This window comes from Streptomyces sp. NPDC127108 (assembly GCF_042677545.1).
Taxonomy (GTDB): Bacteria; Actinomycetota; Actinomycetes; order Streptomycetales; family Streptomycetaceae; genus Streptomyces.
Genome location: NZ_JBHXTE010000052.1, coordinates 30,444 through 56,364 on the forward strand (window position 1 = coordinate 30,444; position 25,921 = coordinate 56,364).

Sequence of the window (25,921 nt, forward strand, 5' to 3'; positions counted from 1 at the left end):
CGATGACCCAGAGCCCCGGTGGCGTGCCGCAGCCGCGACACCGCCGGGGCCGGTCGTCGTGTATCGGCCGCCCCGGCTGAAAGGCACCCCTTGTGCGGTGTCACGGCGGACCCAATACTCCCGAGCAGCGCTTGTCAGGGACACGGTGTAACCGGAATCCACCGGTCCTTCGACCGCGCCTCACGGGCCCCCAACCCACATGGGCCCCCTGACTTCCCTCGGGAGGAACCAGCAGTGAGGATCAAGCGCACCACCCCCCGCAGCGGTATAGCGAGACACTCCCGCACGGTCGCCGTCGCGACCGGGCTCGTGGCCGCGGCCGCGCTCGCCGTCCCCGCCGCCAGCGCCGACGAGGCCCGCAGCTACAGCGCCTCCGACCTGACGGCCGCCAGTGACGCCGTCCTGGAGGCGGACGTCGCGGGCACCGCCTGGAACGTCGACCCCAAGACCAAGAAGGTCGTGGTCACCGCCGACAGCACGGTCTCCAAGGCCGAGATCGCCCAGCTGAAGCAGGCGGCGGGCGACAAGGCCGGCGCCCTGAAGATCGAGCGGACGCCCGGCAAGTTCCAGAAGTACATCTCCGGCGGCGACGCCACGTACGCCACCAGCTGGCGCTGCTCGCTCGGCTTCAACGTCCGCAGCGGCAGCACCTACTACTTCCTGACCGCCGGGCACTGCACCGACGGCGCGGGCACCTGGTGGGCCAACTCGGCGAAGACCACCGTGCTCGGCACCACGCACGGCTCCAGCTTCCCGACGAACGACTACGGCATCGTCAGGTACACGAACAACTCGATCACCAAGTCCGGCACCGTGGGCAGCCAGGACATCACCCGCGCCGCCGACCCGACCGTCAACCAGAGCGTGACGCGTCGCGGCTCCACCACCGGCACCCACTCGGGCCGCGTCACGGGCCTGAACGCCACGGTGAACTACGGCAACGGCGACGTCGTGTACGGCATGATCAGGACGACCGTCTGCGCCGAGCCCGGCGACAGCGGCGGCCCGCTCTACTCCGGTTCCACGGCGCTCGGCCTGACCTCCGGCGGCAGCGGCAACTGCTCCTCCGGCGGTACGACGTTCTTCCAGCCGGTCACCGAGGCCCTGCGCGCGTACAACGTGAGCGTGTACTGACGCCCACCTCCGTACTCCGGACGGTCAGCGTCCACTTGAGCCCCCGCCCCCTTGCCGGGCGGGGGCTCCGCGCTGTCCCGCGCCGTCCGCGCACGGCCATCGAGCGTCGAGAACCGGACAGGACTAGTCCTCACCCACTGCCGACCACCGCTCGCACGCGGTGTTTGCAGCGGGAACCGACGTGGTGAGACCGCGGTCGGTCAACAGGTCCTGGCCGAAGGTGTGTTGTCGGGCGCGCGTCCTGAAGTAGACCTTGTGTGCGACCTCGTGCGCTGGGAATAGTGGGCCGCGTCCTATTGGCATGGACGCGGCTTTCCCATCGTCAGCCCGCCATGCGCGTACGCCTCTCGGCCGCCGAGGTCCCCACACCGGAGCGGACCGACCCCCCACAGGAGGACGCGAGTTGAAGCATCGCCGCATACCCAAGCGCCGTGCAGCCATGGCAGGCGCGGGTGTCGTCGCTCTGATCGGCGCGGCCGTCACCTTCCAGACTGCGAACGCGAGTGAGGACACCCCCACCCCCAAGCCGGACACGCTCTCCATCGCGAAGGCCGGAAAGCTCGCCTCCTCGCTCGACCAGGAGCTGGGCGCCGACGCGGCCGGGACGTACTACGACGCGCAGGCCAAGAACCTCGTCGTGAACGTCCTCGACGACGACGCCAAGGACGCCGTCGAGTCCGCGGGCGCCAAGGCCAGACTGGTCGAGAACTCCCTCGCCGAGCTCAAGGGCGCCCGCACCACGCTCACCGACAAGGCCTCGGTGCCCGGCAGCTCGTGGGCCACCGACCCGGCCACCAACAAGGTCGTCGTCACCGTTGACCGCACGGTCAAGGGCGCCGACCTGAAGAAGCTCACGTCGGTCGTCGAGGGCCTCGGCGAGAAGGCCGAACTGAAGCACTCCAAGGGAGAGTTCAAGCCCTTCATCGCCGGTGGCGACGCCATCTTCGGCGGCAGCAGCCGCTGCTCGCTCGGCTTCAACGTGGTCAAGGACGGTGCCCCGCACTTCCTGACGGCGGGGCACTGCACGGAGGCCGTCACCAGCTGGTCCGAGAAGCAGGGCGGCCCGGCGATCGGTGAGAACGCCGGCTCCAGCTTCCCCGACAACGACTACGGCATCGTCAAGTACTCCGGCGACACCGCGCACCCGAGCGAGGTGAACCTCTACAACGGCAGCACGCAGAAGATCACCAAGGCCGGGGACGCGACCGTCGGCCAGGAGGTGCAGCGCAGCGGCTCCACCACGCAGCTGCACGACGGCAAGGTCACGGGCCTGGACGCCACCGTGAACTACGGCAACGGCGACATCGTGAACGGCCTCATCCAGACCGACGTGTGCGCGGAGCCCGGCGACAGCGGCGGCGCGCTGTTCGCGGGCGACACGGCGCTCGGCCTGACGTCCGGCGGCAGCGGTGACTGCTCCTCCGGCGGCGAGACGTTCTTCCAGCCGGTGCCCGAGGCCCTCGAGGCCTTCGGGGCGGAAATCGGCTGACGTCTGGTTCGAGTACGGCTGCGGGCCCCGGAAACCTTTTGGTTTCCGGGGCCCGCTGGCATTCTCCAGGATAATTAAGAAGGCAGGTTGAAGAATTCGGGATCCCTGAATTCCCAAGGGGTGACGCGCGTAGATTTTCCCATGATGCGCAGGCTGTTCGCCTAAATGACCTTCTGAAGCAAGGTTGAGATGCGGTTCAGCCTTCCGTGGTGGGATCCTGTGGCGCAGATCTCAAAGCGGCGAGATGTCCCGGTTCACCCACTTATGGTGGCCCGTAATGTTGCGCAGCTGTAAATCTTCGCAGCATTCCCGAAATGCTTTCCGTGAGGGATTTGCAAAGGCTCCGCTTCGCTGGCTCTAATGATGCGCACCCCGACGCGGGAAACCTCCGCGTCCGCACGTCATCAGGAGTTGGGCAGCATGGCCGAAGCGCCACACCCAGGACCCCGCGGCCCGCTCGCCGCGGCCGTCGGCGCCTTCCGCCGGGACCGGCTCGGCCTCGCGGCGCTGTGTGTGGTGGCCCTGTTCACGCTGCTCGCCCTCGCCGCGCCGCTCGTCGCCGCCGCGTACGGCAAGAACCCCACCGAGCACTACGGCCAGAACGAACCCGGACTGCTCAGCCCGGAGGGCCTGCCGGTGCTGCCCAACGGCGGCATGTCCGGCGACTTCTGGTTCGGCCTCGAACCGGGCCTCGGCCGGGACGTGTTCACCCAGCTCCTGTACGGCATCCGCACCTCCCTCCTGGTGGCGGGCGCCGCCGTCCTCGTGATCGCGGTCCTCGGCGTCGTGCTCGGTGTGACCGTCGGCTATCTGAGCGGGCTCGCCGACCGCGTCTTCACCTTCGTCTGCGACGTGCTCCTCGCCTTCCCCACGCTGCTGCTCTTCCTCGCGCTCAGCCCGATCGTGCAGACCCGCTTCGTGGACCCGGGCGAGAACGAACCCGCCTGGATGCAGTTCACCGTGCTCGTGGTGATCTTCGCGGCGTTCGGCTGGGTGCCGCTGGCGATGATGCTCCGCACCACCGTCCGGTCCCTGCGGACACGGGAGTTCGTGGAGGCCGCCCGGGCCATGGGCGCGTCCCGCCGCCACATCGTGCTGCGGGAACTGCTGCCCAACGTGTGGGCGCCCGTGCTCGTGCACATCACCATCGCCCTGCCCGGCATCGTCACCGCCGAGGCCGCCCTCTCCTTCCTCGGCGTCGGCATCAGCGAGCCGATCCCCGACTGGGGCCGCATGATCGCCCGCGGCTCCGAGGTCTTCTACGACGACCCGACCTACATGGTCTTCCCCGGCGTGACGATCCTGCTCTTCGTCCTCGCCTTCAACCTGCTCGGCGACTCCGTACGGGACGCGCTCGACCCCCGTACCCGCCGCTGACCCCCGACGCCCTCTTCCCGCGTCACCTCCAACCCGCCCCACCCGCAAGGGAGTTCCGCCATGCCCAGGATCACCTCACGCAGCGTGGCCGTGCCCGTCGCCGCCGCCGCTTCCGCCATGCTCGTGCTGTGCTCCTGCTCGTCCGGGGCGGGCTCCACGAGTGACAAGGCGTCCCCGCGCCAGGAGGCCGACCTGATCGCCGGGGTCGGCAGCGCGAAGGACAGCGCGGGCCCCGCCCCGGCCGTCGCGGGCGCCCGGAAGGGCGGCACCATCCGCGTCGCCAACCTGCGCGACTACGCCCACCTCGACCCGCAGAAGATCTACGCGGGCGAGGCCTACAACACCTCGCTCCTGTGGGGCCGCCAGCTCACCCAGTACCAGATCGTCGACGGCAAGCCGAAGCTCGTCGGCGACCTCGCCACCGACACCGGCAAGCCCTCCGACGGCGGCCGCACCTGGACGTACAAGCTCAAGGACGGCATCGCCTGGCAGGACGGCAAGCCGATCACCTCCGAGCACGTCAAGTACGGCATCCAGCGCACCTTCGCGCCCGGCTTCGAGGTCGGCCCGTCGTACTGGCCGCAGTGGCTGACCGGCAAGTCCGACCTCGCGCAGGCCCGCAAGGTCTACGGCGGACCCAAGAAGGACGGCGACTTCGACCGCATCGAGACACCGGACGAGAAGACCATCGTCTTCCGCTTCCACAAGACGCAGTCCGACGTGCCGTTCATGGCCGCGCAGTCCTCCTCGTCGCCGGTGCGCCCCGACAAGGACACCGGCGCCGCCTACGACCTCAAGCCGTTCGCCAGCGGCCCGTACAAGATCGTCTCGCACCGCCAGAACCAGTCCCTGACCCTGGCCAAGAACCCGCACTGGAAGGCGGACACCGACCCGATCCGCCACCAGTACGCCGACAAGTTCGAGTTCACCTTCGAGAAGAAGGAACTGAACACCGCCCAGGAGATCCTCAACGGGCGCGGCGACGGCGCGGCCACCGTCACCACCAAGAACGAGTTCCCGCCCGAGCTGATCGGCGAGGCGAACCGCGACCCGAAGAAGAAGGACCTCGTCGTCGACGGCCGCCGCGGCGCGTTCAGTTCGCACCTGGTGATCCGCAACGACCGCGTCGCCGACGCGGAGGTCCGCAAGGCCATCCACTACCTCTTCCCGCGCCAGCAGGCCCGCCAGGCACTCGGCGGCCCGCGCGTCGGCGACATCGCCACCACCTACTCCTCGCCCGCCATCGTCGGCTGGCACCCGTACGACACCCACCCGGTGGCGCCCACCGGCGACATCAAGAAGGCCAAGGAGCACCTGGCCAAGGCCGCGAAGCCGGTGAAGCGGCTCAGCTACGCCTACGAGTCCAACGCCGTCAACGACCGCCTGGCCCAGGTCCTGGTGGACGCCTTCGCCAAGGCCGGCATCGAACTCGTCACCAAGCCGATGCCGCTGCCCGCCTACACCAACGAGGTCCTGCGCGGCACCGACCCGAAGTACGACCTGTGGATGTCCACCTCGTCCGTGGACTGGCCGACCCCGGCCACCGGCGTCCCGTACCGCTTCGACAGCCGCCGCGACACCCTCGACAACGACCCGCGCTACCGGAACCCGGCCGTCGACAAGGAACTCGACCGCATCGCCCGGGTCGGTGACGCCACCAAGAAGGCCAAGGCGCTCATCGCCCTGGAGCAGGACAAGATCATGAAGGACGTGCCGCTGGTGCCGTTCCTGCACCAGCGCGTCCAGCAGGTGCGCGGCGCCGACGTCGGCGGCGCCTTCATCCACCCCATCTACGGCACCATCAGCCCGGCCTGGCTGTACCTGAAGAAGTCCTGACCCATGCTCGGATACCTCACCCGACGGGCGCTGCAGGCGGTCGTGGTGCTCCTCGCGATCTCCGCGACCGCCTTCGCGCTCTTCTACGCCGCACCCTCCGACCCGGCCGTCATCGCCTGCGGACCCAAGTGCGACGCCACCCAGATCGCCGCGGTCCGCGACTCCATGGGCCTGGACCAGCCGATCCTCGGTCAGTACGCCGACTACGTACGCGGCCTGTTCGCGGGCCGCACCATCAACGACGTCGACGGCACCCCGATCGCCTGCGACGCGCCCTGCCTCGGCTACTCCTACGCGCTGCACGAACCCGTGCGCGCCGCCATCACCAGCCGCTTCCCCGTCACCCTCTCGCTCGCGGGCGGCGCGCTCGCGGTGATCGCCGTCTTCGGGATCGGCGCGGGCTTCCTGTCCGCACTGCGCCGCGGCCGGCTCACCGACCGGCTCCTGTCCGGCTTCACGCTGGTCGGCGCCAGCGTGCAGATCTACTTCCTCGGCTACGCCCTGCAGTACCTCCTCGTCTACCGGACGGGCTGGTTCGCGCTGCCCGGCTACACCTCGCCCGGCGACGACATCGGCGCCTGGGCGGCGGGACTGCTCCTGCCCTGCCTGGTCCTCGGCTTCGTCAACGCCGCCGTGTTCGCCCGGCTCTCCCGCGCCCAGATGCTGGAGGTCATGCACGAGGGGTACGTGCGCACGGCGCGCGGCAAGGGGCTCAGCCCGCTGCGCGCCCACCTGAAGTACACCTCGCGCGGGGCCGCCGCGCCGCTGGTGCAGCTCCTCGGCCTGGAGGTGGGGGCGCTGCTCGGCGGGGCGTTCATCACCGAGACCGTGTTCGGGCTCAGCGGCGTCGGCAAGCTCGCGGTGGACGCGGTGGTGCAGAACGACCTGCCCACCGTCGTCGGCACCGTGCTGCTCGCCGCGTTCTTCGTGGTGGTGTTCGTCGCCCTGGCCGACCTCGTGGTGGCCTGGCTCGATCCGAGAGTGAGGCTCGCGTGAACGGCACCGACAAGGAACGGCCCGCCCTGCGTGCACGGGACGAATGGCCCGTCCTGCGCGTACGGGACCTGAGCGTCACCTTCACGGGGACGCGCGGCACCGTCATGGCCGTCGAGGGCGTCTCCTTCGACCTGGCGCGGGGCGAGGTCATCGGCCTGGTGGGGGAGTCGGGCTCCGGCAAGTCCACCGTCGGGCTCGCCGCGCTCGGGCTGCACGACCCGGCCCGGACGCGGATCGCCGGCAGTGTCGAGGTCGGCGGCACCGAGGTCGTCGGGGCGGACGAGGGCGTGCTGCGGCCGCTGCGCGGCAACCGGGTCGCGATGGTCTTCCAGGACGCCCTCGCCGCGCTCTCCCCCTTCCACGGGGTGGGCGCGCAGCTCGCCGAGGCCTACCGGATCCACCACCGGGCCGCCTCTCGCGCCGAGGCCCGCGACCGCGCCGCCGACATGCTGGAGCGGGTCGGCATCCCCGCCGCTCGCGCCCGGGACTACCCGCACCAGTTCTCCGGCGGCATGCGGCAGCGCGTGATGATCGCCATGGCGCTGATCAACAGCCCGGACGTGCTCGTCGCGGACGAGCCCACCACCGCGCTCGACGCCCGCGTCCAGCGCCAGGTGCTCGACCTGCTAGACGAGTTGCGGCACGAGCACGGCACCGCCGTCGTCCTGGTCACCCATGACGTGGGCGTCGTCGCGCACGCCACCGACCGCATGCTCGTGATGCGCGGCGGCCACCTCCTGGAGGAAGGACCGACCCGGCGGGTCCTCACCACGCCCGAACACCCCTACACCCGCGCCCTGATCGGCGCCGCCCCCGCCCTGACCAGCGAGCCGGGCACCCGCCTGCCGACGGTCGACGAACCCGAGCCGAAGCCGCGCACCGCGGCCCGCGCCCCGGTCGCCGCCGAGGGGCGCCCCCTCGCCGAGGTCACCGGCCTGCACGTGGAGTTCGGCGGCGGCCGGACCCTGCTCGGCCGCCGCCGCGAGCCCGCCCGGGCCGTGCGCGGCGTCAGCCTGCACGTGCGCGAGGGCGAGACCCTCGGCCTCGTCGGCGAGTCCGGGTCGGGGAAGTCCACCACCGCCCGGGTGCTCGCCGGGCTCCAGCGGCCCACGGCGGGCGAGGTCCGCTTCGACGGCCGGGACATCTCCGGCGCCGCCGGGGACACCGCGCTGCGCCGGGAGCTGAGCCGTGAGGTGCAACTGGTCTTCCAGGACCCGTACGCCTCGCTGAATCCGCGTCGTACCGTCGAGCAGATCGTCACCACGCCGCTGCGGGTGCACACCCGGGCCGGCGCGGCCGAGCGCCGGGAGCGGGCGGTCGAACTCCTGGAGCAGGTCGGCCTGTCCGCCGACGACCTGGGCCGCTATCCGCACGAGTTCTCCGGCGGCCAGCGTCAGCGCGTCGGCATCGCCCGCGCGCTCGCCCTGCGGCCCCAGCTGATCATCGCCGACGAACCGGTGTCCGCCCTCGACGTGTCCGTACAGGCCCAGGTCCTGAACCTGCTGATGGACCTGCGGGACGAACTCGGCCTCTCGCTGCTCTTCGTCTCCCACGACCTGGCCGTCGTACGGCACTTCTGCGACCGCGTCGCCGTGCTGCACCGCGGCGAGATCGTCGAGACCGGGACCCGCGACGAGGTCTTCGAGCGGCCGGGCGCCGCGTACACGCGCGACCTGCTCGCCGCGATGGTCTGAGCCACCCCGGTCCACCGCCCCAGGGAGGGGGCGGGGCGGCGGCCCGGGCTCCCCAAGAGCGGTGCCCCGCCCACCTGGTGTCAGGTGGACGGGGCACCGCCGTTTCGTACCTCCCGGATCAGCAGGTGCCCGCCGGGCGGGCACGGGTCACCAGGTCCGTGTGGCCGGTGGTGCCGTCGATCCACACCACGCGCCTGCCGGTGTCGGCCGCGTGGCCGGTCTGCTCGCCCCGGTTGCAGGAGACCCGCCCCAGGCCCTTGCCGTCCAGGTCGGTCTGCACCAGCTTGGTGAGGTTGCCGTTGCTCCAGCCCCGCTGAGGCTGCCACTGGGTGAGCGTGAGCGCCGACTCGGAGGCGTCCACGTTCCAGAAGTAGGAGTCCTTGGAGTCCTCGGGGACGATGTCGGTCAGGCCGGTGCCGTCGAGCTTCGCGCGCCGCAGGCCCATGCGGTTGTCGTCGGCGATGTCGTCGACCAGCCAGTACAAGTACTTGCCGTTGATCGCCGGGGTGGCGATGCCGAGGTATCCGCCCTTGGCCGGGACCAGCGTCTGCTTGCCGGTGCGCACGTCCGTGATCTCCGTGGAGACCTGCTGCACGCCGTCCTTGTCGGTGTACACCTTGGCGTAGCCGAGCTTGTCGCCGTGGATCGTGGGCAGCGCGGTCACCACGTCGTAGCGGCCGCCGTCGACGAACACCGGCTCCCGGTCACCGGGGCGCAGGTACGCCACCCGCTGCTGGCCGTGCGGGCTGGACTCCTGCCAGGTGACGTTGCCGTTCGAGATCCGCACGTTGGCGACGGTGGTGCCCGCCGACCACAGCTTCTTCACCGGGCCGCCGGTCAGCGGCCGGGACAGGATCTCCACACTGGTCGGACCGTACGCCACCCACACCGCGCGCTTGCCGTCGGTGTCCGGGTAGACGTGGTAGCGCCCGTCGTTGGGGCTGAGCAGCTTCGGTGTGCCGCTGCCGTCGGTGCGGCCCGCGTACACGGAGAAGGCCTCCTGGCCCTCGTCGTCGGACTTGGACGCGGCCCACCAGCCGCCGCCCGCGCCCGCGCCGGTGTTCGGCAGCCTGCCGCCGACCCGGGTCGCGTTGAGGTCGCCGAGGAGCTTCTCGGAGTCGGCGCCGATGGCCTTCTCCCAGCCCTTGGTGATGCCGTGCGCGTCGAACGAGCGCCGCACGGTGCGCAGCTTCGCGCCCTTCACACCGAGGTCCTTGGCCGCGGCGACCACCGCGTTGCGGGCGTCCGTGTAGCCGTCGAGCGGCGTCAGGTACTCCGCGAGCGCCTTGTAGACGATCCTGTCGGCGAGCGTGGCGCCCAGGTCCTCACGGATGTCCCACAGCGCGCCGGAGACGATCGTCGAGTTCAGGTGCACGCCGCCGCTGTCGGTGCCGATGGTGACGCCGAGGAAGTCCTTCGCGGTGGTGCGGCCGTCGTTGAGGTCGCGCAGGGCGCAGTCCGCGGGCGACTGGGTGCGGCACAGGTCCTCACCGATGAGCCCGGCCTTCGGGTCGTCCATCGGCGTCTTCGAGGCGTTCACGTCGATGGCGTTGCCGAAGTAGTCGGCGATGGCCTCGTTCAGGGCGCCGGACTGGCCGACGTAGACCAGGCCCGCGGTGTGCTCGACGACGCCGTGCGTCATCTCGTGCCCGACCACGTCCAGGTCGGCGGAGAGCGGCTTGAACTCCTCGTCGCCGCCGCCGTAGACCATCTTCTGGCCGTCCCAGTAGGCGTTGACGAACGGGAACCCGCCGTCGGTCACGCCCACCAGGGAGTTGATGGTCATGCCCTTGCCGTCGAGGCTGTCACGGCCGTGCTTCTTCTTGTAGTACTCGTGGACCTGCCCGGCCGCCCAGTGCGCGTCGACCGCGCCCGAGTCGGTCGCCTCCTTGCCGAACTCCTTTGTCTTGGAGCCGAACTCGGTGATTCCCCGCGGCCACTTCCCCGACGCGTCGTTGGCGTCGACACCCCGCGCGTCCCACGTGGCCAGCGGGTTCTTGCTGCCGTCCCACTGGTGGCGGAGGTCGCGCAGCTTGTACGTGCCCGATGCGGCGTCGTGCGTGACGTCGAGGCCGACCTTCTTGCCGTCGAGCTTGACGCCGCTGCCCTTGGCGCCGGGGAAGCCGTCACCGGGGCCGTCGATGGTCTGGATCGCCGAGTACTGGAGCACCGGGAACCCGGACGCCGCGTCGACGTACACCTCCTGCTTCACCGGGGCGCCGGTCGCCGGATCGCTGCCGGTGACGGTGACGTGGTACGTCAGGAGGCCCTCGCCCTGGGGCAGGACGACCAGGCCGTGGGAGGCGCCGGAGAGGTCGTGGCGGCGGCTCTGGGATCCGTTCCCGGCCTTGGCCTTCGCCTTGCTTCCGCCCTCTTCGGTGCGGGACTTGGGGGCCAGCTTGGCCAGGCTGCCCGTGCGGCCGTCCCCGGCGGCGGTCGCCGCCACGGCGCGCTCGACGGCCGTCCGCTCCGCGACCTCGGCCTTCGTGCCGACCGCGAGGCCCGTGAAGTACTTGCCGGAGGTGCCGGTGACGACCCGCTCGCTGTCCTTCTTCTCCATCCGCACCAGGTACTGGCCGCCGAGGACCGGCACGCCCCGGTGCTTCTGCTGGAAGCGCACGGTCTCGCCGTCGCCGTGCCGCAGCGTCTGATCGGTGCTCAGGTCCCGCCGCGGGTCGGGTATCCCGTAGCGGCCCTTCTTGGCCGCGAGGTGGCCGCGGGCCGCGTCGGCCGGGCTGCCCGAGTCCTTGGCGGCCTCCGCGATCCCGTCGACCAGAGCCGGGGTGGCCGTGCCCTTGCCGGGGACGACCTCGGTGGCCGGGCCTTCGGGAGCCGCCGGAGCGGCCTGTGCCGCCGGGACCCCGGCGGCGAGCAGCGCCGCGGCGCCGAGCAGCGCCGCGCCCCCCGTTATTCGTGTCCGTCTGCGTGAGCTTCTCAAGTTCCCCTCCACGCGCAGAAGTGAGCGCACCATGGACGTGTCGTGTACGTGCCGTGCTCATGCAAGTCGTTGCCCGTATGTTGATCAAGGAATAACGACTGGTCACAAGTGGGGCCGCACACTTGTGTGCGTCGTGGGGCGGGGTGAGACTGCCCGACATGACCATGGGGAGCGGCAAGGGGAGCGCGCTGCGCGACCTGGGCCTGGGGGAGGCGGACGAGCGGGTGTACGGGGCGCTGCTGCGGCAGCGGGCTCCGGCGGCCCGTGACGCCGAGCGGCTGCGGCGGGAACTGGGGCTCACGCGGGGGCAGTTGGAGCGGTCCCTGGCGCGGCTGCGGGAACACGGGTTCACCGTCCCGTACGCGGACACGGAGGCGGCCGTGCTGCCGCGCCCGGTGCCGCCCGCACCCGCCGTACGGGCCCTGATCCACCGAAGACAGGCGGAACTTCACGCCCAGGCGGCGGAGTTGGAGCGGCTGCGGCGTCAGGCCGACGAGATCGCCGAGCGCCTCGAACCCGCTCCGGCCCTCGCGCCCGGCGCGGTCGCGGCCGTCGAGGCGGTGAGCGGTCCCGGCGCCATCGTGCGGCACGTGGACCACCTGCTGGCCCGCGCCGAGAAGGAGGTGCTCATCCTCGACCGGCCGCCCTACCTCAACCCGTGGGCGGTCGCGGGCGCGGACCCGGGCACCGGCATCGCGGCCCTGCTCGAACGCGGGGTCAGCGTGCGGGTGGTGCTGGCCCGCGAGGGGCTCGCGCTCCCGGGCCGGACCCGGCTGCTGGGGCCGCTGGTCGACCGGGGGCTCGGGGTGCGGGTCGCGGCCGATGTGCCGACCAAGCTGATCGCGGTGGACGGCAGGGACGCGCTGTTGCCGCCCGCGGCCGGTGCCGACCCGACCCGCACGGCCGTCGTCGTCCGCGACACGCTGCTCCAGCACGTCTTCCGGCCGCTCTTCGAGGCCCTGTGGGAGCGGGCGTTACCGCTCGGTGGCGCCGGGCCGCGCCTCTCCGACGAGCACCGTGATCTGCTCGGCCTGCTGGCGGGCGGCTTCAAGGACGAGGCGATCGCGCGCCGTCTCGGCGTCCACGTGCACACCGCGCGCCGCCGCATCAGCCGGCTGCTCGACGAACTGGGCGCCGACACCCGTTTCCAGGCCGGCGCCCAGGCCGCGTCGCGGGGCTGGCTCACGGGCCCCTGAGCCCGAGCGGTCCCAGGGGCCCGTGCGGTCTCAGAAGTTGAAGACCTTGCCCTGGCCCGCCGTCATCGCGCAGGGGTTGGCGAAGGTGTGCTCGTAGGAGACCCGGCGGCCCTCCCAGACGCCCTGTGCCGTCACCACGATCGGGTTCCACTCCTTGGTGCAGGCGATGGTCGTCGGCGCCTTGGTGACCTTGTCGAACTTGCCGCCGACCGCGCGCAGTTGGTCGCAGGCGCCGGGCGCGTCGGGGTGGCTGCCGACGCCGGTGGAGGAACAGCCGAGGGTCACGGCCCGCTGGATCGAGGCGTCGGCGGCCTTGGTGCCGTAGCCGAAGGTGAGGACCAGCTCGGAGGGCGCGAAGCCACTCGCGGCGGCGGGCGCGGCGGTGGCCGCGGGCGCCGGAGTGGCGGTGGCCGGAGCGGCTGTTGCCGCGGTGGCCAGACCGCCGAGCGCGAGAGCGGCGCCCAGCGCGATCCCCCCAGAGATGTACCGCATTTCGAACACTCCCTTGCTTGTTGTTGCGAATAACGAACGGAACGGACCGGAGTCTTGCCGAAGGCGACAGCGAAAGCACATCGGGCGCTGACTTTCAGTCGTTGGTTGAAAACTGTGTGTAGTGGCGTGAAGCGATGATCCCTCACGGTCGGTTGAGGTGTGGTGCACCACACGTGACCGGCGGGGAAGGGGGAATCGGGGGAAGTTTCCCCGATAGCCGGAATGTGCGGTCGCGGGGCGCGGAAGTGGAGTGCGTCACCCCGGTCGGGTCTTTTCGGTGCGGCGGGAATGGCCGGATCAAGGGTGCTTGGAGGATTTTGTGAATGTGTTCACAAGCTCGCAAGGGTCTTTGGTCCCTCGGCGTTCACGCAGGTGAGAGATCGTTTTCTGCCGCATTTCGCGCTGTCGGAAGGACTTTCTCCCTCTCGGATAAGGGCGAGGCGCAGGAGACGCGTGACGCGCGGGCGGAGGAGCTGGTGGACGGTCTGGTCCGGCGGGCCCGGGCCGCGCTCGCCCGCTTCGATTCCTACGACCAGGAACAGGTCGACCACATCGTCACGAAGGCCTCCCTCGCGGCGCTGAACGCGCACGGGGAACTGGCCCGGCAGGCGGTCGAGGAGACCGGGCGCGGCCTCTTCGAGGACAAGGCCGTCAAGAACCTCTTCGCGTGCGAGCACGTCGTGAACTCGATGCGCGGGCTGAGGACCGCGGGCGTCATCTCCCGCGACGAGCTGAACGGCATCACCGAGATCGCCGAACCGGTCGGCGTCGTCTGCGCGCTGACCCCGGTCACCAACCCCACCTCCACCACCGTCTTCAAGGCCCTCATCGCCCTGAAGACCCGCAACCCGATCGTCTTCGCCTTCCACCCGAGCGCCCAGAAGTGCTCCGCCGAGGCGGCCCGCGTCGTGCGGGACGCGGCGGTCGCGGCCGGGGCGCCCGCGGACTGCGTGCAGTGGATCGAGGAGCCGTCGCTCGCGGCCACCGGCTTCCTCATGCGCCACGAGGGTGTCTCCACCATCCTCGCCACCGGCGGCAACGCGATGGTTCGCGCCGCCTACTCCTGCGGCAAGCCCGCGCTCGGCGTCGGCGCGGGCAACGTGCCCGCGTACATCGCCCGCAGCGCCAGGCTGAAGCGCGCCGTGCACGACGTGGTGCTCTCCAAGGCCTTCGACAACGGCATGATCTGCGCCTCCGAGCAGGCGGTCGTGCTCGACCGGGAGGTGTACGACGAGGGCATCGCCGAATTCCAGCGGCTCGGCGCGTACGTCGTGTCGGCGGCCGAGAAGACCAAGCTGGAGGAGTTCGTCTTCGGCACCACGGCGTTCGCCGCGAACTGCGCGGGCGCGAGGCTGAACGCGGACGTCGTCGGCAGGTCCGCGCGGTGGATCGCCGGACAGGCCGGGTTCGAGGTGCCGGAGAACACCCAGATCCTGCTCGCCGAGTGCGCGGAGGTCGGCGAGGGCGAGCCGCTGACCCGCGAGAAGCTCTCGCCCGTGCTCGCCGCGCTGAAGGCGGACTCGACCGAGCAGGGGCTCGAACTCGCCGCGCGGATGGTCGAGTTCCACGGCCTCGGGCACAGCGCCGCGATCCACACCGAGGACGAGGCGCTCGCGGAGGAGTTCGGCAGGCGCGTCAAGGCGGTCCGCGTCATCGTCAACGCGCCCTCGACCTTCGGCGGCATCGGCGACGTCTACAACGCCTTCCTGCCCTCGCTCACCCTCGGCTGCGGTTCGTACGGGCACAACTCGGTGTCGAACAACGTCTCGGCGGTCAACCTCGTCAACATCAAGCGGATCGGACGGCGCAACAACAACATGCAGTGGTTCAAGGTCCCGCCGAAGATCTACTTCGAGCGCGACTCGCTGCGTCACCTGGGCGAGATGGACGGCATCGAGCGCGTCTGCGTCGTGACCGACCGGACGATGTCCGACCTCGGCTTCGTACGGAAGGTCACCGACATCCTGGCCGCCCGCGCGGAGCCGGTCACCGTGCAGGTCATCGACGACGTCGAGCCCAACCCGGAACTCGCCACCGTGCGTGCGGGCGCCGCCCGGATGCGGGACTTCCGGCCGGACACGATCATCGGCCTCGGCGGTGGCTCACCGATGGACGCGGCCAAGGTCATGTGGCTGATGTACGAGCACCCCGAGGTCGAGTTCGCCGACACCAAGGAGAAGTTCTTCGACATCAGGAAGCGGGCCTTCCGGTTCCCCGGCCTGGGGGAGAAGGCGCGCATGATCGCCATCCCGACGACCTCGGGCACGGGCTCGGAAGTCACCCCCTTCGCCGTCATCTCCGACCCCGAGGCCGCGCAGAAGTACCCGCTCGCCGACTACGCCCTCACCCCGAGCGTCGCCATCGTCGACCCGGTCCTGCCGCTGCGGCTGCCCCCGGACGTCACCGCCGACTCCGGCTTCGACGCCCTGACCCACGCCACCGAGGCGTACGTCTCCGTGTACGCCAACGACTACACCGACGGGCTCTGCCTCCAGGCCATCAAGCTGATCTTCGAGAACCTGGAGCGGTGCGTGGTGAACGGGGCGGAGGACCCCGAGGCCCGCGAGAAGATGCACAACGCCTCGACCGTCGCGGGCATGGCCTTCGCCAACGCCTTCCTCGGCCTCGTGCACGCCATGGCGCACACCCTCGGCAACACCTTCCACATCCCGCACGGCCGCACCAACGCGGTGTTGCTGCCGCATGTCGTCCGGCACAACGGCACCGTGTCCGGGAAGGCCACGCCCTGGCCCAAGGCCGAGGTGTACCGGGCGCCGGAGCGGTTCCAGGAGATCGCCCGGACGCTGGGCCTGGCGGCGGCCACCCCGGAGGAGGGCGTGGAGTCCTACGCCCGGGCCGTGGAGGACCTGCGGGCGCGGTGCGGGATCCCTGCCTCCTTCCAGGAGGCGGGGGTCGACGAGGCCGCCTTCATCGAGGCGCTGCCGCAGCAGGCGATGAACGCGTACGCGGATCAGTGTGCGCCCGCCAATCCGCGGATGCCGATGCTCTCCGAGCTTGAGCGGTTGATGCGGTCGGCGTATTACGGGGTGGGGGCTGCTGCCTGAGGTTCGTTGTCCCCTGCGGGTGGTGGGGGTTGAGCGCGCAGTTCCCCGCGCCCCTTACGGGGCTCGGTTCCCCCGCGCCTCCGTGCCCTAGCGGTGCGTCACCGTTTGGGCCAGTACCAAAGCGGCTCGTCCAGAAGGCTTTCGCGGCCCGCGACCTTCGTCTCGCCCGACTCCTTGAGCAGCTCTATGGAGTTGACGTCCACGCGGTGGCGGCGCGCGCCCTTCGCCACCGCCTCCGCCAGGGGGTCGGCGTGGGTGACCAGGACGATCTGCGTGTCCTTGGTCGCGTGCAGGATCAGGTCCGCGAGGGGGCGGAGCAGGTCCGGGTGGAGGCTGGTCTCCGGCTCGTTCAGGACCAGGAGGGAGGGCGGCCGGGGAGTGAGGAGCGCCGCCGCCCACAGCAGATAGCGCAGCGTGCCGTCGGACAGCTCGGCCGCGCCGAGGGGGCGGGTCAGCCCCCTCTGGTGCAACCGCACCTCGAACCGCCCGCCGTGGTCCTCGACCCGCACCCGCGTGCCCGGGAACGCGTCGTCCACGGCCGCGTCCAGGGCCGCGGTGTCGCCGATCTCTCGGATGGTCTGCAGGGCGGCCGCCAGGTCGGCGCCGTCGTGGCCGAGGACCGGGGTGCGGGTGCCGATGCGGGCGGCGCGGGCGGGGGCGTCGGCGTCGGTGCGGACGTGGTCGTAGAACCGCCAGGAGCGGATCAGCTCGCGCAGCCGGAGCAGGTCGGGCGCGAGCTGCGGGTCCGCGAGCTCGCTCAGCATGCTGTCGTACGGCCGCAGGCCCTGCGTGCGGTGCCAGCCGCCGTCCGCCGTCCGCGTGCGCACCGCCGGGCCCGCGCGGTCGCACAGCAGGGCCGCGGGGCGGAGCACCGGGCCCGCCCACGTGCACTCGCGCTTGATCTCCGGGTCCAGGTTGAACAGGGACGGGGCCGCGCCCACGCCCGACGTCGGGATGGGGTGCCCGAAGTCGACCGCGTACCCGAACTCGTCGCCCGCGAAGCCGAGTCTCATGGCCGTCGCCTCCGCCTTGGCCTCACCGGCCCACAGGGCGGACTGGAGGCCGCCCTCCCGGGCCAGGGCGGAGACCGCGCCGCCGCGGCCCGCGTCCGCCAGCAGACGCAGTGCTCTGTACAGGCTGGACTTGCCCGTGCCGTTGGCGCCCGTGATGACGTTCAGGCGGTCCAGGGGGACGATCAGTTTGCGCAGGGAGCGGTAGTTTTCGACGGCGAGTGTGCGGATCATGTTCTTGAGGGTCGCAGGTGGGACTGACAGTGGCCCTGGTCGCGGGTTCCGCGGAGCGGATCTCACGGGGCTGCGCCCCTGGCCCCCCTTTTCGGCGCTTCGCGCCTCGTCCTCAAACGCCGGACGGGCTGGTGCCCGTCTGCTCGGGTGCCTTTGTCCGTCCGCTCGTCCTGCGTGCTGCCACCAGCAGCGTCACCGCCGTCCCCGCCACCGCCCACGCCGAGAGCACCAGGAGCGGGCCCGTCACCGCGTTGCCCTGGAAGTAGGCGATGGAGCGGGCCACCCAGGTGCCCGCGCCCGGTGGCAGGGCGGGGCCGATCGCCTCCCAGAACGGGGGCAGCATCGGCAGCGGGAAGGCGCCGCCCGCGCTGGGGTTGCCCGCCACCACGATGACGAGGACGGCCAGGCCGATGCCGACGACGCCGGTGATCGCCTCCAGGGCGAGCGTGAACGCGCCGACCGCGAAGGTGACGAGGGCGCCGAGGCCCCACAGAGCCATGATCGAGCCGGGCAGGGCGCCCAGGATCGGGCCGATGATGACCGCCCCGCCGAGGCCGCCCGCGAGGGCGAGCAGGGCCATGGCGCCCAGCCGGATCGCCGCGCGCTGCGGATTCGCGACCTTCGAACCCGCGCTGATCGACATGATCGAGGCGCACAGATACCCGCCCACGCACCAGCCGACGACCAGGTAGAACGACGACAGGCCGTTGAAGTCCTGGGGCGAGGCGGCGGCGACGTCGACGGGCCGCACCGAGCGCTTCTCGGCGCCGTCGGCCTTGACGGCGATCATCTCCAGGGCGTTGGCGAGGGCCTTGCCGCCGCCGGAGGCCACCAGGAGGGTGTCGGTGGTGCCCCGGGGGTCGACGATCAGGGCACCGTCGATCTTCCGGTCGATGATCTGCCGACGCGCCTCGGCCTCGTCCTCGACCACGCGCGGGTCCAGCGGCTCACCGGGCAGCTTCGCCAGCTTGTCCCTGGTCTGCGCGGCCGCGTCGCCGGGGGCGACGACTCCGAAGGCCACGTCCCGCGGCTTCGGATGGTGCAGCGCGCCCACGTAGGAGGCGATGAACAGCAGCTGGAGGGCCAGGACACCGATGACGAGCAGGGCTGCTCGCGGGGTGACGGCGCTCTTCAACTCGTCGGCGAAGGTCATGCCCCCACGCTCCGAGGCACCCGGGGCTCACGCAGGCGGGGTGGGCCGAATGGATGACGGGCCGGTGCCGGGGCCCGCCCGGTGCGACGCCGCGCCGGACCGGCCTAGTGCGTAGGCACCAGGGCAGGGGAGTGGCTGGTCTCGGGGCACCAGGGCAAGACGGAGGCAGGGGACGATGCCCGGCCGGGGCGCCGGAGGCAACTGTGGGAGACGCGCGCATCTCGCGCTTTTCCCTTGCCTAGCGGTGTCTGGAGTGATCACAAGGTGGCGACTTTTCTTTACCGGATCGGGCGGTGGGCCTTCCGGCGGCGCCGGCTCGTGGGCGGCCTGTGGCTCGGGGCCCTGCTGCTCGCCGTGGTCGCCGCGGCCGTGGCGCCGCAGGCGGAGGAAGAGGACCTCTCCATGCCCGGCACCGAGTCGCAGGAGGCGTTCGACCTGCTCGACGAGCGCTTCCCGGAGAGCAACGCCCAGGGCGCCGAGGCCCGGTTGGTGTTCCAGGCCCCGGACGGGCAGCGGGTGACGGCCAAGGAGAACAAGGCAGCCGTCAAGGACACGCTCGGCTCGCTGGACGGGGGCGATCAGGTCGCGTCGGCCACCGACCCGTACCGGACCGGAGCCGTCAGCAAGGACGGCACCATCGCCTACTCCACGATCACCTACACCGAGGACGCCCGTGACCTGACCACGGAGACGAAGAGCGCCCTGGAGGACGCCGCGAGCAAGGCCCGGGACACGGGGCTGACCGTGGAGATCGGCGGCTCGGCCCTGGAGGCGGAAGAGGCACCGGGCGGTACGACGGAGATCATCGGCGTGGCGGTGGCTGCGGTCGTCCTCGTCGTCACCCTCGGGTCGCTGGTCGCGGCCGGACTCTCGCTCCTGACCGCCTTCGTGGGCGTGGCCATCTCCTTCGGCCTGGTCTCCGCGCTGACCGTGCCGCTGGGCCTGACGGACACCGTCGCCATCCTGGCCCTGATGCTGGGCCTCGCGGTCGGCATCGACTACGCGCTCTTCATCACCTCCCGCTACCGCGACGAACGCGCCCAGGGACGTGACCCGGAAGAGGCCGCAGGCAGGGCGGTGGGCACGGCCGGATCCGCCGTCGTCTTCGCCGGGGCGACCGTCTTCATCGCCCTGGTCGGCCTCGGCGTCGTCGGCATCCCCGAACTCACCAAGATGGGCATGGGCGGCGCGGGCGCCGTGGCCCTCGCCGTCCTCGTCGCGCTGACCCTGACCCCCGCGCTGTTCGGCCTCTTCGGGCGCCGGGTGCTGTCCCGCGCCGCCCGCAAGGCACCCTCGTACGACGGGTCGGGAAGCGGGCACCCGGTGCCCGTCGCGGCCGGCCGCCCCGGGCTCGGCACCCGCTGGGCGCGGTTCGTGCTGCGCCGCCCGGTGGCCGTCCTCATGGTCGCCGGCCTCGGTCTCGGCACCGTCGCCCTGCCGACGCTGAGCCTCGAACTCGGGCTGCCCGGGGACGAGTCCAAGTCGGTGGAGACCACCCAGCGCCGCGCCTACGACCTGCTGTCGGACGGCTTCGGCCCCGGCTTCAACGGCCCGTTGACCGTGGTCGTGAACGCGTCGGAGGCCGCGGACACCCGGGCCGCCACGGACCTGGTCGCCAAGACCGTGAAGGGCGTGGACGGGGTCGCGTCGGTCGGTGAACCGGCGCTCAGCAAGACCAAGGACACGGCCGTCCTCACCGCCGTCCCGAAGACCGCGCCGAACAGCGGCGAGACCAAGGACCTGGTGCAGGAGATCCGGGGCGAGGTCTCCGGCGTCGAGGCCGACACGGGCGCCACCGTCCTGGTGACCGGCAAGACCGCGATGAACATCGACATCTCCGAAGCCATGTCCGACGCCCTCATCCCCTATCTGACCGTGGTCATCGGCCTCGCGGTGCTCCTGCTGATGGTGGTCTTCCGCTCGGTCCTGGTCCCGCTCAAGGCCGCGCTCGGCTTCCTGCTGTCGGTGGGCGCCGCCTTTGGTGTCCTGGTCGCCGTCTTCCAGTGGGGCTGGGCGGCGGACCTGTTCGGCATCGAGCAGACCGGCCCTGTGATGTCGCTGATGCCGATCCTCATCATCGGCATCGTGTTCGGCCTCGCCATGGACTACGAGGTCTTCCTCCTCACCCGGATGCGGGAGGCGTACGTCCATGGCGCGTCCCCCGGCGAGGCCATCGTGAACGGGTTCCGGCACAGCGGACGCGTGGTGGCCGCGGCGGCGATCATCATGGTCAGCGTGTTCGCCGGGTTCATCGGGATGAGCAGCCCGACCATCCAGACGATGGGCGTCGGCCTGGCCGCCGCCGTCGCCTTCGACGCCTTCGTGGTCCGGATGGCGATCGTGCCCGCGGTCCTCGCGCTGCTCGGCCACCGGGCCTGGTGGCTGCCCCGTATCCTGAGCCGTGTGCTGCCGAACGTGGACATCGAGGGCGAGGCCCTGAGCAGGCGCGTCCCGGCCCCCGCGGCCGTGCACGAAGCGGCGGTGCCGCCCCAGCCCGTCGGCCGGCACCGGTACTGAGCCGGTCATGACGCACACGGACGGCGGTGCCCCGCGACCACGCGGCACGTGGTGGCGGGAGGGAGCGGTCACGGCGGTGGCGTTCGCGCTCTGTCTGCTCGGCGGCGTGCTGCGGGACGACGACGGCGCGCTGTCACCGCCGTCCGCCGCCGCCTACTTCATCGCCGTGGTGTCCTGTGCCGTGCTGCCGCTGCGGCACCGGGCGCCCCTGGCCGTCATGGCGGTCACGACCGCGTGCGGCTTCCTCGTGCCGCCCCTGGGGCTCCTGCTGAGCCCGCTCATCGTGGCCCCCGCCGTGATCACCGCCTACTCCTACGCGCTCGCCGTGCGCAACGAACGACGCGCGGCGGGCGCGGTGTCGCTCATCTCCGCGGCGCTGCTCCTCGCCGCCACCCCCTTGTTCGGGGCCCTCTCCTGGAAGGACGCGAGCAGAGTGGGGGCGGTGGCGGCGTTCCCGCTGGTGGCCGGCGTGCTCGGTCGCTCCGTGCGGAACCGGCGGGCCTATCTGGCGGCCGTGGAGGAGCGGGCCCTGCGGGCCGAGGAGAGCCGGGAGAGCGAGGCGCGCCGGAGGGTGGCCGAGGAACGGGTGCGCATCGCCCGGGAGCTGCACGACCTGGTGGCCCATCAGATCACCCTGGCCAACGCGCAGGCCACGGTCGCCGCCCACCTCTTCGACGCCCGCCCGGAGCAGACCCGCAAGAGCCTCAAGGAGCTCGTCGAGACCACCAGCGACGCGCTCGACGACCTGCGGGCCACGGTCGGCCTGCTGCGCCAGTCCGAGGACACGGAGTCCGGGGACACGGCCGCGCCCGCCGAACCGGCGCCCGGCCTGTCCCGGCTCCCCACGCTCCTGGAGTCCTTCCGCCGCGCGGGCCTTGAGGTGTCGGTGCACCAGGAGGGCACCGCCAGGCCGCTGCCGCCGGGCGTGGACCTCACCGCGTACCGCATCGTCCAGGAGGCCCTGACCAACGTGACCAAGCACGCCGGTACCGGCAGCGCCCGGGTGCACCTCGCCTGGGACCGCGACCGCGTGACCATCACCGTCGCCGACGACGGCGGGGGAGCCCGTACGGCATCGACGACGGCCGCCGGACCGGGCGCGGCCACGACGGACCGCCCGCCCGGATACGGTCTGATCGGGATGCGCGAACGTGCCACCGCGGTCGGGGGACGGCTCTCCGCGGGCAGGCGCCTCGAGGGCGGCTTCCTCGTCTCCGCCCAACTGCCGCTGCCGCCCGCCAAGGACACGGCGCGGAGCACTGACGGAGCGACGACTGTCGAGGGACGGATGACTGACGCAGCAACACCCGTCGAGGGACGGATGACCGACGGAGCGACCACCGGCGAAGGGCCGATGCCGGACGCGGCGACAGGCGACGGACGGCCGGACGCCGGAGAGGCCGGGGACGCGCCATGACCCTCCGCGTCCTGCTCGCCGACGATCAGGCCCTGCTGCGCGGCGCCTTCCGGCTGCTGCTCGACTCCGCCGACGACATCACCGTGGTCGGCGAGGCTGCCGACGGCAGAGAGGCGGTGAGACTCACCCGGCAACTGCGCCCGGACGTGGTGATCATGGACATCCGGATGCCCGAGGTGGACGGCCTCACCGCCACGTCGCAGATCTGCGCGGACCCGGACCTGCGGTCCAGCCGCATCCTGATCCTCACCACGTACGAGACCGACGAGTACGTCGCGCAGGCGCTGCGCGCGGGGGCGGGCGGCTTCATCGGCAAGGGCATCGGGGCCGAGGACCTGCTGGCGGCCGTACGGACCATCGCCGACGGCGACACCCTGCTGTCCCCGGCCGCGACCCGCTCCCTGGTGGCCCGGTTCCTGGCCACGCCGGACGACGCCCCGCCCCGCGACCCCGAGCGGCTCGACGTGCTCACCCCGCGCGAACGCGAGATGGTGGCCCTGGTCGCGACCGGCCTGTCCAACCAGGAGATCGCCGAGCAGATGTTCCTCAGCCCCTTCACCGTCCGCGCCCACGTCCAGCGCGCCATGACGAAACTGGGGGCCCGGGACCGGGCCCAGCTCGTCGTCATCGCCTACCGGACGGGCCTGGCCCAGGCGGCCCCCGAATAGGTCACGGCACCGGGGCGAACTCGGGCAGCTTCAGGGCCGAGTGGGCCGGTCGCTCGGTCGCCGAGGGCATGGTGACGAGGCCGCGCAGCATCGTGTCGCGCTGCTCGAGGGCCTCTGCAGTGATGGGGAAGAGCGTGGCCGTGCCCTTGTCGACCAGGGCCTGGTTCATGGCCACGAACGCGCGGACGCCGTGTTCGTAGGCGGCGAAGGCCGCGGTGTGGTCCCGGTGCGCGGCCAGGGCGTGGGCGAGCGTGTAGGCACCTGCCAGCGCGAGGCTGGAGCCCTGGCCGGTCAGGAACGAGGGGGCGTACGCGGCGTCGCCGACGAGGGCGACACGGCCCCTGGACCAGTGGGGCATGCGGATCTGACCGGCCGTGTCGAAGAACAGGTCGTCCGCCGTGTGCATGGCGTCGACCAGGGCGGGGACCTCCCAGCCCGCGTCCGCGAAGACCGAGGCGACCAGGTCCCGTTGGGCGTCGGGGTTCCGGAGGGCGGCGAGCGGCGGCTGTGGCCGGTGGAAGTTCAGGAAGGCGTGCAACTCGTCGTCCCCGACGGCGTAGAGGGCCGCGGCTCGCCCCGGGGTGTTCCACATCATGATCTCTTGGGAGAGCCCGAAGGTGTTCGGCATGGTGAAGATGGCGAAGCAGTAGCCGAGATAGCGGTGGAACTGTTCCTCGGGGCCGAACAGGGAGTTCCGGGTGGCCGAGTGCATGCCGTCGGCGCCGATCACCACGTCGAACGTGCGCTGTCGGCCACTGCGGAACGTCACGTCGACCCCTCGCGCGGACTGGTCGAGGGTGTCGATGGAGTCGTTGAACAGGAACTCCACGTCGTCGCGGACCAGGGTGTGGAGGATCGTGGCCAGATCTCCGCGGCGTACCTCCAGGTCCTGTCCCTCGGGACTTCCGGCGGCGCGCGCGTCGACCGAGGCCACGGTGGCGCCGTCGGCGTCGAGGAAGGTGAAGCGGCGCAAGTCGATGTGCGCGTCCCGCAGTTGCGGCAGGACGCCCATCCGCCGGACCACCTCGACGGCCGTGCCGCGGATGTCGATCGGATAGCCGCCGCCGCGCAGCGCGCCCGCCTTCTCCACCACGGTGACGGCGCAGCCGGAGCGGTGCAGCCAGTACGCGAGGGCGGGTCCGGCGATGCTGGCCCCGGAGATCAGGACCTCGCGCCTCTCGGGAGTGCTGACGCGCGTGGACGGGTCGGTGGATGTCATTCCTGGGTTCCCTTCTTCGTGATGCGGACAACGAGCAGTGACAGCGCGGCGACGAGACCGGCGACGACGAAGCCCGCGGTGAAGGCCGATTCGGACGGCAGGCCCGTCGTCGGGTCGGCTCCGGCGTCGAGGATCGCGCCGCCGACCTGGGCGCCGATGGCGACGCCGATCACGCGGGTCACCACGAGCAGGCCGGTGGCGATGCCGGTGTCCTTGGTGTCGACGGCGGTGGCGGCGCGGGTGAGAAGCGCCGTGGAGGCGACGCCCGCGGCGATCGCGGTGAGGACCTTCGCGAGGACGAGCTGCCAGGCCGCCGTGTGCAGCGACGCCAGGGCGAGCGTCGTGGCCGCCGTGACGACGGCACCCGCGACGAGCACGGTACGCAGACCGAGGCGCCGCGCCGCGACCCCGCCCACCGAGTCGCTGACCGCCCCGGCGATGGCGCCTGGCAACAGGAAGAGGCCGATGTCGGTGGTGTCGAGCCCGAAGCCGTACCCGTCGGCCGGCAGCGCGAACAGCTGCGGGAGCAGGAAGGCCACCATCCCGAAGCTGGCGGTGACGACGAAGGTGAGCACGCACGAGTGCCAGATGGCGGGCCGTCCCAGCATGCGCAGGTCGACCATCGGCGAGGCCGCCCGGCGCTCGACGGCGACCCACCCGGCCGTGAGGGCGACCACGACCACCGCGAGGGCGCCGACCGCGAGGGGCGGCAGACCGGAGCCCGTCACCTTCACGAGCCCGAGCATGAACACGAGCAGCGTGCCGCTCAGGAGCACCACGCCGGGCCAGTCGATCCCGCTGTCCGGCCGGACCGGCGGATCGTGCGGCAGCAGCCGTGTCACGGCCGCCGTCGTCACGATGATCGCGATCGTCGGCAGCGCGAACATCCAGTGCCAGGACAGCTCTTCCGTGATCGGCCCGGCGCTCAGCGTCCCCACCATGCCGCCGCCCGTGAACAGCGCCATGACGAGGCCGATCGCCAGCCGCGACTCTCTCGGAGGGAGGTGTTTGCGCACCAGGATGAAGGAGAGGGGCAGCGCGCCCACCATGACGCCCTGTAACACCTGACCGACCAGGAGCACCGGCAGGTTCGGCGCCAGGGCGGCCAGCAGGCCACCGGCAGAGACCACGGCCATCAGCAGGACGAGGACCCGCTTCCCACCATAGCGGTCGCCGAGCTTGCCCGCGACGGGCGCGACGACCGCACCGGTGATGAGCAACGTGTTGCCGATCAAGGCCCCTTCGGAGGGACTGACCCCCAATTCCCGTTGCAGCTGCGGGAGCGCGGGCTCCACCACGGACTGCAGGGTGCCGAGGGCGAGTGCCAGGATGCCGAGGGCACCGATCGACACCCTCCCGACGCGGGCAGGGGAAACGACAGTTACGGACATGGACGTCCTGTTCATCGTTGGGTGCGGGCGAGCGCGAGCAGGAGCGGTCGGCGCGAGCGAGCGCGAGCACCTGCGGGATGCGCGTGCCTCCCACA

Annotated in this window: 17 protein-coding genes; 11 read left to right on the top strand and 6 right to left on the bottom strand. The window is 71.6% G+C overall.

From position 1 onward, the window contains the following. Positions 1-234 precede the first annotated feature (234 nt). From ACFVHO_RS33840 to ACFVHO_RS33865, 6 genes are all read left to right on the top strand, one after another. A complete protein-coding gene (locus tag ACFVHO_RS33840) occupies positions 235-1,134 on the top strand; it encodes a S1 family peptidase (protein WP_385723238.1) in 900 nt (299 codons plus the stop codon). A 403-nt stretch (positions 1,135-1,537) separates the two neighbouring features. Beyond that, entirely contained in the window at positions 1,538-2,623 is a 1,086-nt protein-coding gene (locus ACFVHO_RS33845) for a S1 family peptidase (RefSeq protein ID WP_385723240.1), read from the top strand. A gap of 420 nt (positions 2,624-3,043) precedes the next feature. Further along, positions 3,044-4,000: an ABC transporter permease gene (locus tag ACFVHO_RS33850; RefSeq protein ID WP_385723243.1), complete on the top strand. Its 957-nt coding sequence runs from the start codon at positions 3,044-3,046 to the stop codon at positions 3,998-4,000. 60 nt (positions 4,001-4,060) lie between these two features. Continuing rightward, positions 4,061-5,836 (top strand): ABC transporter substrate-binding protein, encoded by a 1,776-nt coding sequence (locus ACFVHO_RS33855; RefSeq protein ID WP_385723246.1) that lies wholly within the window; start codon positions 4,061-4,063, stop codon positions 5,834-5,836. Positions 5,837-5,839: 3 nt separating this feature from the next. Next, positions 5,840-6,832, top strand: coding sequence for an ABC transporter permease (locus tag ACFVHO_RS33860; RefSeq protein ID WP_385723249.1), 993 nt, complete (start codon positions 5,840-5,842; stop codon positions 6,830-6,832). Beyond that, positions 6,829-8,526 carry a dipeptide ABC transporter ATP-binding protein gene (locus ACFVHO_RS33865; protein ID WP_385723252.1) on the top strand — a complete coding sequence of 566 codons (1,698 nt, stop codon included), beginning with the start codon at positions 6,829-6,831 and terminating at the stop codon, positions 8,524-8,526. Before ACFVHO_RS33860 ends, ACFVHO_RS33865 begins: the two co-directional genes overlap by 4 nt. Positions 8,527-8,644: 118 nt before the next feature. Here ACFVHO_RS33865 and ACFVHO_RS33870 read toward each other — a convergent pair whose 3' ends face one another. Next, a complete protein-coding gene (locus ACFVHO_RS33870) occupies positions 8,645-11,464 on the bottom strand; it encodes a M4 family metallopeptidase (RefSeq protein WP_385723255.1) in 2,820 nt (939 codons plus the stop codon). Positions 11,465-11,622: 158 nt separating this feature from the next. On the opposite strand from ACFVHO_RS33870, the gene ACFVHO_RS33875 reads away from it, so the two are divergent. Beyond that, the gene (locus tag ACFVHO_RS33875) at positions 11,623-12,660 is read left to right on the top strand and encodes a hypothetical protein (RefSeq protein ID WP_385723257.1); all 1,038 of its coding nucleotides are present in this window, start codon (positions 11,623-11,625) and stop codon (positions 12,658-12,660) included. Positions 12,661-12,690: 30 nt separating this feature from the next. On the opposite strand, the gene ACFVHO_RS33880 is transcribed toward ACFVHO_RS33875, so the two are convergent. Beyond that, complete coding sequence (locus tag ACFVHO_RS33880) at positions 12,691-13,152, bottom strand: SSI family serine proteinase inhibitor (protein WP_385723259.1); 462 nt, start codon at positions 13,150-13,152, stop codon at positions 12,691-12,693. Positions 13,153-13,475: 323 nt separating this feature from the next. Between ACFVHO_RS33880 and adhE the strand changes: the two genes are divergently transcribed. After that, entirely contained in the window at positions 13,476-16,217 is a 2,742-nt protein-coding gene (gene adhE, locus ACFVHO_RS33885; protein WP_385723262.1) for a bifunctional acetaldehyde-CoA/alcohol dehydrogenase, read from the top strand. A 98-nt stretch (positions 16,218-16,315) separates the two neighbouring features. On the opposite strand, the gene ACFVHO_RS33890 is transcribed toward adhE, so the two are convergent. Further along, entirely contained in the window at positions 16,316-17,461 is a 1,146-nt protein-coding gene (locus ACFVHO_RS33890) for an AAA family ATPase (RefSeq protein ID WP_385723265.1), read from the bottom strand. A 112-nt stretch (positions 17,462-17,573) separates the two neighbouring features. Continuing rightward, positions 17,574-18,614, bottom strand: a complete 1,041-nt coding sequence (locus tag ACFVHO_RS33895; protein ID WP_385723268.1) for a DUF3533 domain-containing protein — start codon at positions 18,612-18,614, stop codon at positions 17,574-17,576. A 264-nt stretch (positions 18,615-18,878) separates the two neighbouring features. Here ACFVHO_RS33895 and ACFVHO_RS33900 point away from each other — a divergent pair, with 264 nt between their 5' ends. The 3 genes from ACFVHO_RS33900 to ACFVHO_RS33910 are packed head-to-tail and all read left to right on the top strand — an operon-like array spanning position 18,879 to position 23,216. Continuing rightward, positions 18,879-21,131 carry an MMPL family transporter gene (locus tag ACFVHO_RS33900; RefSeq protein ID WP_385723271.1) on the top strand — a complete coding sequence of 751 codons (2,253 nt, stop codon included), beginning with the start codon at positions 18,879-18,881 and terminating at the stop codon, positions 21,129-21,131. Between the two features lie 7 nt (positions 21,132-21,138). Further along, positions 21,139-22,548: a sensor histidine kinase gene (locus tag ACFVHO_RS33905; protein ID WP_385723274.1), complete on the top strand. Its 1,410-nt coding sequence runs from the start codon at positions 21,139-21,141 to the stop codon at positions 22,546-22,548. Then, complete coding sequence (locus tag ACFVHO_RS33910; RefSeq protein WP_385723276.1) at positions 22,545-23,216, top strand: response regulator; 672 nt, start codon at positions 22,545-22,547, stop codon at positions 23,214-23,216. Before ACFVHO_RS33905 ends, ACFVHO_RS33910 begins: the two co-directional genes overlap by 4 nt. Before the next feature lies 1 nt (position 23,217). On the opposite strand, the gene ACFVHO_RS33915 is transcribed toward ACFVHO_RS33910, so the two are convergent. Together ACFVHO_RS33915 and ACFVHO_RS33920 are read right to left on the bottom strand one after the other, a co-directional pair. Further along, positions 23,218-24,435, bottom strand: coding sequence for an FAD-dependent monooxygenase (locus ACFVHO_RS33915; RefSeq protein ID WP_385723278.1), 1,218 nt, complete (start codon positions 24,433-24,435; stop codon positions 23,218-23,220). Next, positions 24,432-25,826 carry an MFS transporter gene (locus ACFVHO_RS33920; protein WP_385723285.1) on the bottom strand — a complete coding sequence of 465 codons (1,395 nt, stop codon included), beginning with the start codon at positions 25,824-25,826 and terminating at the stop codon, positions 24,432-24,434. The genes ACFVHO_RS33915 and ACFVHO_RS33920 overlap by 4 nt, the downstream gene beginning before the upstream one ends. Between the last annotated feature and the right edge of the window lie 95 nt (positions 25,827-25,921).

Bases quoted from the DNA above. Each gene is read 5' to 3' on its own strand.
- ACFVHO_RS33890 (WP_385723265.1), bottom strand. From the start codon at position 17,461: ATGATCCGCACACTCGCCGTCGAAAACTACCGCTCCCTGCGCAAACTG.
- ACFVHO_RS33910 (WP_385723276.1), top strand. From the start codon at position 22,545: ATGACCCTCCGCGTCCTGCTCGCCGACGATCAGGCCCTGCTGCGCGGC.
- ACFVHO_RS33850 (WP_385723243.1), top strand. From the start codon at position 3,044: ATGGCCGAAGCGCCACACCCAGGACCCCGCGGCCCGCTCGCCGCGGCC.
- ACFVHO_RS33905 (WP_385723274.1), top strand. From the start codon at position 21,139: ATGACGCACACGGACGGCGGTGCCCCGCGACCACGCGGCACGTGGTGG.
- ACFVHO_RS33860 (WP_385723249.1), top strand. From the start codon at position 5,840: ATGCTCGGATACCTCACCCGACGGGCGCTGCAGGCGGTCGTGGTGCTC.
- ACFVHO_RS33895 (WP_385723268.1), bottom strand. From the start codon at position 18,614: ATGACCTTCGCCGACGAGTTGAAGAGCGCCGTCACCCCGCGAGCAGCC.
- ACFVHO_RS33915 (WP_385723278.1), bottom strand. From the start codon at position 24,435: ATGACATCCACCGACCCGTCCACGCGCGTCAGCACTCCCGAGAGGCGC.
- ACFVHO_RS33880 (WP_385723259.1), bottom strand. From the start codon at position 13,152: ATGCGGTACATCTCTGGGGGGATCGCGCTGGGCGCCGCTCTCGCGCTC.
- ACFVHO_RS33855 (WP_385723246.1), top strand. From the start codon at position 4,061: ATGCCCAGGATCACCTCACGCAGCGTGGCCGTGCCCGTCGCCGCCGCC.
- ACFVHO_RS33920 (WP_385723285.1), bottom strand. From the start codon at position 25,826: ATGTCCGTAACTGTCGTTTCCCCTGCCCGCGTCGGGAGGGTGTCGATC.
- adhE (WP_385723262.1), top strand. From the start codon at position 13,476: ATGTGTTCACAAGCTCGCAAGGGTCTTTGGTCCCTCGGCGTTCACGCA.
- ACFVHO_RS33875 (WP_385723257.1), top strand. From the start codon at position 11,623: ATGACCATGGGGAGCGGCAAGGGGAGCGCGCTGCGCGACCTGGGCCTG.